The 7,605-nt window shown below is 40.4% G+C and carries 7 protein-coding genes; 2 read left to right on the top strand and 5 right to left on the bottom strand.

What is annotated here, in order from left to right; translation table 11 throughout:
• Nucleotide 1 precedes the first annotated feature (1 nt).
• The 4 genes from ACST14_RS08080 to ACST14_RS08095 are packed head-to-tail and all read right to left on the bottom strand — an operon-like array spanning nt 2 to nt 3,821.
• Nucleotides 2-1,147, bottom strand: a complete 1,146-nt coding sequence (locus tag ACST14_RS08080; RefSeq protein WP_459462393.1) for a 3-dehydroquinate synthase — start codon at nt 1,145-1,147, stop codon at nt 2-4.
• A 4-nt stretch (nt 1,148-1,151) separates the two neighbouring features.
• The gene (gene eboC / locus ACST14_RS08085) at nt 1,152-2,027 is read right to left on the bottom strand and encodes a UbiA-like protein EboC (protein WP_459462395.1); all 876 of its coding nucleotides are present in this window, start codon (nt 2,025-2,027) and stop codon (nt 1,152-1,154) included.
• Nucleotides 2,027-3,046 carry a TatD family hydrolase gene (locus tag ACST14_RS08090; protein WP_459462397.1) on the bottom strand — a complete coding sequence of 340 codons (1,020 nt, stop codon included), beginning with the start codon at nt 3,044-3,046 and terminating at the stop codon, nt 2,027-2,029. The genes eboC and ACST14_RS08090 overlap by 1 nt, the downstream gene beginning before the upstream one ends.
• Nucleotide 3,047: 1 nt before the next feature.
• Nucleotides 3,048-3,821 (bottom strand): EboA domain-containing protein, encoded by a 774-nt coding sequence (locus ACST14_RS08095; protein WP_459462399.1) that lies wholly within the window; start codon nt 3,819-3,821, stop codon nt 3,048-3,050.
• Between the two features lie 119 nt (nt 3,822-3,940).
• On the opposite strand from ACST14_RS08095, the gene ACST14_RS08100 reads away from it, so the two are divergent.
• Together ACST14_RS08100 and ACST14_RS08105 are read left to right on the top strand one after the other, a co-directional pair.
• The gene (locus tag ACST14_RS08100) at nt 3,941-5,788 is read left to right on the top strand and encodes a YgiQ family radical SAM protein (RefSeq protein ID WP_459462401.1); all 1,848 of its coding nucleotides are present in this window, start codon (nt 3,941-3,943) and stop codon (nt 5,786-5,788) included.
• A 38-nt stretch (nt 5,789-5,826) separates the two neighbouring features.
• Nucleotides 5,827-6,054, top strand: a complete 228-nt coding sequence (locus tag ACST14_RS08105) for a zinc ribbon domain-containing protein YjdM (RefSeq protein WP_459462403.1) — start codon at nt 5,827-5,829, stop codon at nt 6,052-6,054.
• Between the two features lie 59 nt (nt 6,055-6,113).
• Here ACST14_RS08105 and ACST14_RS08110 read toward each other — a convergent pair whose 3' ends face one another.
• On the bottom strand, nt 6,114-7,376 hold the full coding sequence (locus ACST14_RS08110; RefSeq protein WP_459462405.1) for a DNA recombination protein RmuC: 1,263 nt from the start codon (nt 7,374-7,376) through the stop codon (nt 6,114-6,116).
• Nucleotides 7,377-7,605: the final 229 nt, after the last annotated feature.

The following is a 7,605-nucleotide window of genomic DNA, read 5'->3' on the forward strand; positions in this document are numbered from 1 at the left end:
TTTACGTGATTTTTTCCAGGTATTCTACTGATTTTTTGATCATGGCTAGGTCCATGGTATGTACTTCGACACCCTTTCCTAATTTTTCAAGCAACGTGATGGTTAATTGGCCTCCTAAATGCTCTCTGAATTCATTTAAGCCATTAGTTAAGTTGATTTTATCATTTTCTGCCAAAGCCGGATGGAAAACTTCAAATCCTATTTTTTTCAATAAGCTGATAATTCGATCCAATTCCTCTTTTTTCAATGAACCGATTAAGTGTGAATAGACGCTATCTAATGCAATTCCAATCGCCACAGCTTCGCCATGTCGAATTTTGAAGTCACTTAAGTATTCTAATTTATGGGCCGCCCAATGACCAAAATCCAAAGGTCTAGCCGAGCCTAATTCGAAGGGATCTCCACTAGCGATGTGTTGCATATGCAGCGAGGCACATTGGTATATTTGCTCTATCATCACCGCTTTATCACGTTGATTCATCGCCTCTGCCTTAGTTTCAAGCCATTCGAAAAAACGAATGTCTTTTATTAAGGACACTTTTATTGCTTCGGCTATACCAGAACGCCAATCGCGCTTGCTAAGACTTTCTAAGAAGGAATAATCATTGAAAACGGCAACAGGAGGGGCGAAGGTGCCTAAAAAATTCTTTTTGCCTAGATAATTGATACTATTTTTTACACCGACACCTGAATCGTTTTGGGATAATACCGTCGTCGGAATTCGAATGAATTTAACTCCGCGATGTGAGATGGCTGCTGCATAGCCAGCCATGTCTAAGAAAGCACCACCACCTATACAAGCCACAAAGGAGTGGCGGTCAATACCGTGTTCATCTAGCGCGCGGATTACTTCTTCGTAATATCGGGGGTCATTTTTGCAAACTTCACCACCAGGTAGTACTAAAATTTCAGGGGCTAAATCAGCTGGAGAATGGGTTTGGAAATAGCGCACAATCTCCGCCGTTAAGTTCGAATTTATATCGGTAACCCCTTTGTCTACTACAAAGAGTATTTTTTTACGAAAGGAAGTATTGCCGTAGTTTTGGACAAAATCAGTAAAAACGCGATTTTCTGGCGCAAATAAATGTTCCGTAAAGAATACCTCGTAAGAATACGGGACCTGAAAATGTTGTTTTAAAGATTGCATAGGTTTAGGTAACGGCGAATTTTTTAGCTAAACCCAAAGATACGGGTAATAAGGCTAAAACAAAGAGGGCCATGATCCATTGTCCGCTCGATGCGACCCAAGCTGCATTCATCAATATAAGCGTTAATACCCCTGTTTTTACTGTTAATCCGATGTTTTTTCCGACAGGATTCTCTATTGCGATTCGAAGTTTCCTGAAAATCAGGACAAAGTGGGCCAGCACAAATACCAAAGCAAATTCTACTTTCTCCGCTAGATATAGTTGAGACCCATGGACGATTAGAAACAAAAATCCAGCAAAATAGAGCGTTATTGCCTTGCCTCCATGCACTTCGCCTCTGCTGACGAGCGTAATTGCTGCAATGTAAATTAACGGGATTATAATTACTGAGAAGTGTTCCAAAACACCCAATTCATATACGCTCATTCCTAAAAGTAAATTGAAAGCCCGGCATAATCCCATGTTGATGGGACCGAAAATTCGCATATGCTTTCCTTTCCAATCATAAAACAGGGCAAGTGCCGTCACTAGAATCGCCACAAATCCGCTTAATCGACTTTGCCAAAAAGCTAGAAAAATACCCGCCGCTAATAAGACAATACCTCCGAAAATGGCTTCTGATCGTTTTATTCGCCCACTAGGCAGTGCCCTCTCCGGTCTTTCGATAGTATCTAATTCGTGATCAAAGATGTCATTAAATACTACGCCTCCGGCATATAAGCACATGCTAGATATACCTAAAAATAGGGCAGGGTAGAACTGATAATCTAAACCCCCAAAAGTGAACCCAACTATAGCTAAACCAGCCAGTATATCAGACAGGGCGGTTACGACATTGGCAGGGCGCGTTAATTCGGCAAAAGCTCTGATCTTACTCATTAGCGAATGAAGATGGAGTTTTTATCAACGCGAGGTGCTTGACCACCGCGCAAAACCGTATTGCCATTAAATTTCAAGGATTGATCTATTTCGAGTCCATGAATAAAATCCTTTTCATTGATTTGTCCACTTTGAGCGAAAGAATCGAGCGCATTTTGATAAGTTACTTTTTGGATATCCACCGAAGAAATACCCTTTATTTTCATTAGAGCTGCTGTTTTAGGAATCGCCAAAGGATCAGATATGCCCCAGTCAGCCGCCGAATTCACCATGATTCTTTCGGAACCGTATTGTTTAACGATCTCCACCATCCGCTCATTTCCCATCTTGGTAAATGGATAAATAGTGAAGGCTGCATAGAATCCTTGGTCTAAAACAGATTTAACGGTCTCCTCATTATTATGATCAATTACCACCATATTAGGTGCTAAACCATGTTCTATAGCTATCGCTATACTCCGTTCGGTTCCCTTTTTCTTATCACGATGCGGTGTATGCACTTGAACGGGCAAACCCATTTCTTTCGCTAATTCTAATTGAGCACGGTAGTATTTTTCTTCCGCTGGGGTTTGGTCATCAAAACCTATTTCACCCACACCCACGACTCCTTCTTTCTGTAAAAATAGGGGTAGAATTTCCATCACTTCTTCCGCAAGTGCCTCATTATTTGCCTCTCTGGAGTTTAATCCGATTGTGCAATAATGCTTTATCCCAAACTGAGATGATCTAAAACGCTCCCAACCCACTAAACTGGCAAAATAATCCTTAAATGAAGCTAGTCCTGTTCTAGGCTGCCCTAGCCAAAAAGCCGGCTCAATGATTGCTACCACACCTGCATCTGCCAGTGCTTGGTAATCATCTGTCGTTCTAGAGGTCATGTGCACATGAGGATCAAAAAATTTCATCCCTTGTATATAGGTCGCAAATCCACCCTCAACTTCTTGGGCTGTTTGTTGTTCTTCGTTAGATCCTTCGAAATGCGATGGATTTAATTTGGCTTCGTTTGGGTTTTGGCACATATTAGGCGGTGTAAATAGGTTCTGCTTGTTCTAATTCCCTCCAGGCTTCTAGAGGGCTGTTATTTAGAATTAATTCGGCTGCTTTTCGATCGTTCACATCTTCACTTTTCGTAAGCTTTCCTAAATCTTCTTCTATTGATTCTGTTTTGAAATTTCGTATTAATCGCCAAACCTGAGATGGCACCCGTCTTCCTGCTGCCCATCTTTCATGGGCAAAATCAGCTAAGGTATCAGCTAATGCTTGATTCGCGCGCTCATCTAAACCAATAATTAGGTGAATGGGTTTGTCATTAAAAATGCATTTTAAGACTAATTGGTTCCAGGCTAATTCGCTGAAATAAGTTTGGGGATATGGATTTCCAAAGGCAATCGCATCAAAAACTGGCCCCATATTAGATCGAACGGCATCTGTAGCACGGTGCAACCAAATTTCCGGTGTTTTCAAAGCGGGTACAGCTCGATAAAGAGCGACTAATTCATTCATTTCCGCCGTATCAAATAAGGTTTCAATTCTGGATTTCCCCTCCTCTTTTTCCGCTAAATGCATTAAGAGATAAACGCGTACTAATTGATCCAGGCTAGCATTTTTCCAATTCCAACCCTGTAAAGCAGAAAGCTCATTTTCAATGGATTTTTTTGCTATGAAGCGAGGTACCATTACAAAAGCTAAGGAAATTCCTTTTGCATCAGTTTTTAATTTTTCCTCTATCCAAGCTAATTCAGCAGGACTAGTTAAAGCAGCAATAGATTGGAAAATTATTTCGGCGGTATTCAATTTGATACTAGGTTTAATTCATCTCTTTGAACGAATTTACTAAAAAAATGTGAATTGATTTCTGATTTTTGGCATGATATTCAATAGGTAAAGCCCCTAAATTCCGTTAATTTTGCTTTATGGAAGAAAGACCGATAACCGACTGGCTGCCCCTCACGAAAAAAGAGGTTGAAAAACGTGGCTGGGACGAACTGGATGTGATTTTAATTTCTGGTGATGCGTATGTGGATCACCCGGCATTTGGCACGGCAGTGATTGGTAGAATCATGGAAAGTGAAGGTTTGAAGGTGGGTATTGTTGCTCAGCCAAACTGGAAAGATGATTTACGAGATTTCAAGAAACTAGGTAAGCCTAAATATTTTTTCGGCGTTACAGCAGGTTGTATGGACTCCATGGTCAATCATTATACCGCTAATAAGCGTTTGCGTTCGAATGATTCTTATACTCCAGGTGGAGAAGCAGGTTTCCGTCCAGATTATGCGACTACGGTTTACACAAAAATCCTTAAAGAAATATATCCTGATGTTCCCGTCTTAATCGGTGGAATCGAGGCGTCCTTGCGCCGTGTTACTCACTATGATTATTGGGAAGACAAATTATTCCCTTCTATTTTAGTTGATTCTGGCGCTGATATGCTAGTTTATGGGATGGGAGAGCAGCCATTGCGCGAAATAATGCGCGGGGTGAAAGAAGGGAAGGAATTAGGGGATTTGACCCATATTAATCAAGTGGCTTTCTTGCAGAAAACGGCCCCTTCTTGTGACTGGGAAACGGTGGAATTAGCGAGTCATGAGGTTTGTTTAGAAGATAAGATTAAATATGCTTCGAATTTTAAAATCGTCGAGGTAGAATCCAATAAGTGGCAAGCCAATCGAATCATTCAAAAAGTAGGGGAGGACGTTTTAGTCATTAACCCTCCATTTAAAACAATGGATGAGGTGGAAATGGATAAATCGTTTGATCTACCCTATACGCGTTTGCCACATCCAAAATATAGAAAGCGCGGACCTATTCCCGCTTTTGAGATGATTAAATTCTCGGTAAATATGCACCGTGGATGTTTTGGAGGCTGTAGTTTTTGTACGATTTCTGCCCACCAAGGTAAGTTTATTGCTTCCCGTAGTGAGAAGTCGATCATGAAAGAAGTGGAGCAAATTACTAAAGCTCCTGATTTCAAAGGATACATTTCTGATTTAGGCGGTCCTTCAGCAAATATGTACAAAATGAAGGGAAAGGATGAGGATATTTGTGCTCGTTGTGTTAGCCCATCTTGTATTCACCCGGTGATTTGTAATAATTTAGACACCTCCCATAAACCATTGACGGATATCTATCGTAAGGTAGATAAGCATCCAGGAATTAAGAAGGCTTTTGTGGGATCAGGAGTTCGTTATGATCTTTTGGTGGATGATTTTAATAAGAATAATTCAGATGGCAATCACGATGAATACATGGAGCAATTGATTACGCGACACGTTTCGGGTCGTTTGAAAGTTGCTCCTGAGCATACTTCTGATGCCACTTTACGCGTAATGCGTAAGCCATCCTTCAAGTATTTCCATGCTTTTAAGAAGAAATATGATGAGATTTCTGCCAAATTTGGCCTAAAACAACCTCTCATTCCCTATTTCATTTCGTCTCACCCTGGTTGTGAAGAAGAGGATATGGCTAATTTAGCGGCGGAGACTAAAGATTTAGGCTTCCATTTAGAACAAGTTCAGGACTTTACACCTACACCCATGACGGTAGCGGAAGTGATCTATTATTCTGGTGTTCACCCGTATACCTTGCAGCCAGTAAAAACGGCTAAAACAAGGGAGGAGAAACAGAATCAAAATAAATATTTCTTCTGGTATAAAGCAGAATACAAGGACTGGATTCGAAATCGCTTAACGCAATTAAAGCGCCCTGATTTAGCGCAACGATTATTAGGGTTTAGAAACAATAAGAATACGTGGGAAAAGTAATTTCTGAACGTACTAATTAACCAAAAAACAACAAATAAATGGATGAGGAAGATGAATTAATCGTTCGCGATAGTAATGGTGCTATATTAAAAGATGGCGATTCTGTTACCGTGATTAAAGATTTAAAGGTACGTGGATCATCCGGTGTAATCAAGCGCGGCACCATGGTAAGAGGCATTCGCTTAACGGATGACGCAGCCGAAATAGAAGGCAAAGTCGAGAAATCGATGATGGTTTTGAGAACGGAATTTTTGAAGAAAGCCTAATAAATGCTAGAGGGTAAATGATTTTCATTCACCATTTACCACTTACCATTTACCATTATTTATTCTTCCTCTACCTCCGGCTCCTCATCTTGAACGAGCCCTTGATTTAACTTTTTAGTCGATTTAATACCCAGTTTGTGTAGGTTTTGAGCTCTATTTATTAAGTTTCCTTTTCCTGAACTTAATTTATTTAGCGCATCGTTATGGGAGTCTTCTGCTTTTTTGATGTGCTTACCTACATCCTCCATATCTTTCGTGAATCCCACAAATTTATCATATAAATCCCCCGCTTGACGCGCAATTTCGATGGCATTTCTTGTTTGGTATTCTGTTTTCCAAACCGATGCAATCGTACGTAAAGTGGCCAATAGGGTAGAAGGGGACACTAAAACTATCTTCCGGTCCCAAGCATAGTTAAACAAACTGGTATCTTGACTGATGGTCGCCACGAATCCTGATTCGATGGGTATAAATAAAAGCGTAAAATCCGGACTCGTTAAATTCAAGGCAGAATGATAATCCTTTGCCGACAGTTCTTTAATATGTGTTTTTAAGGATTCGATGTGTGCTTTCAGCGCAGCCTCTTTCTCCATTGTTCCGTCTTCCGCGCTTGTATATCGTTCATATGCAACAAGGGAGACTTTACTGTCGATGATTAAGTTTTTATTATCAGGTAAAAAGATAACCGCATCGGGTTTAATTGTCTCATTTTCTTGATTTTTAGTCACAAACTGGGTCTGGTATTCCATCCCATTTTTCAAACCAGAGCTTTCTAATACTTTTTCCAAAATCATTTCCCCCCAGTTTCCTTGCGATTTATTCGATCCCTTTAGGGCATTCGTCAAATCCTCTGTCTTTTGAGTGACCGTTTGGTTTAAGCTTGTTAAATTCTTGATCTGCTCCATCAGCACCGTGCTTTGCTCTAAACTGCTTTTTTGGCCTAAGTTCACCTTCTCCTCGAATTCCTTTAATTTCTCCTTCAATGGATTTAGTACATCATTTAATTTCACCTGTTGCTGGTCACTAAGCATTTTACCTTGCCTTAAAACAGATTCATTGCTGATTTCTACGAGCATTTTACGTAGTTTTTCCTCATCTGATTTTTGATTTTCAACCGTCATCTTTAAGGTCTCATTTTGACCCTCTATCTGGGATAATTTTCCAAAAAGTGTTCGATTTTCAGTCTCCAAAGCCGCTTGTTTCACTAGATCTTGATTAGCCTGCGTTAATTGGCTATTTAAAAGGGCTAATTTTCCTTGAAAGAGGATGTAGGTAGCGCCCGTACCGGCTAAAATGGCTAGAATTATATAGATGATTGTCATGCTGTAAATGTAAAGCATAAAGCATAAAGCACAAAGAATAAAGTTGGTAATTCAGTGGTCAGTTGTCAGTGGAGGGAATGAGTCCGGAGGGAGGGAGTCCGCAGTCACTAGCTTTATCTATACTCTCTGCTCTATACTCTCTAATCACCTATCTGTCCTCTTTTCCTTCGGACTAGTTCCCTTCGGACTAGTTTTTAGGCATAAAAAAACCGCTCTCCTAGGAGGCGGT

The organism is Aquirufa sp. A-Brett2-15D (assembly GCF_054558735.1).

Coding starts and splice junctions, on each gene's coding strand:
- ACST14_RS08080 (WP_459462393.1), bottom strand. CDS start 1,147: ATGCAATCTTTAAAACAACATTTTCAGGTCCCGTATTCTTACGAGGTA.
- eboC (WP_459462395.1), bottom strand. CDS start 2,027: ATGAGTAAGATCAGAGCTTTTGCCGAATTAACGCGCCCTGCCAATGTC.
- ACST14_RS08090 (WP_459462397.1), bottom strand. CDS start 3,046: ATGTGCCAAAACCCAAACGAAGCCAAATTAAATCCATCGCATTTCGAA.
- ACST14_RS08100 (WP_459462401.1), top strand. CDS start 3,941: ATGGAAGAAAGACCGATAACCGACTGGCTGCCCCTCACGAAAAAAGAG.
- ACST14_RS08105 (WP_459462403.1), top strand. CDS start 5,827: ATGGATGAGGAAGATGAATTAATCGTTCGCGATAGTAATGGTGCTATA.
- ACST14_RS08110 (WP_459462405.1), bottom strand. CDS start 7,376: ATGACAATCATCTATATAATTCTAGCCATTTTAGCCGGTACGGGCGCT.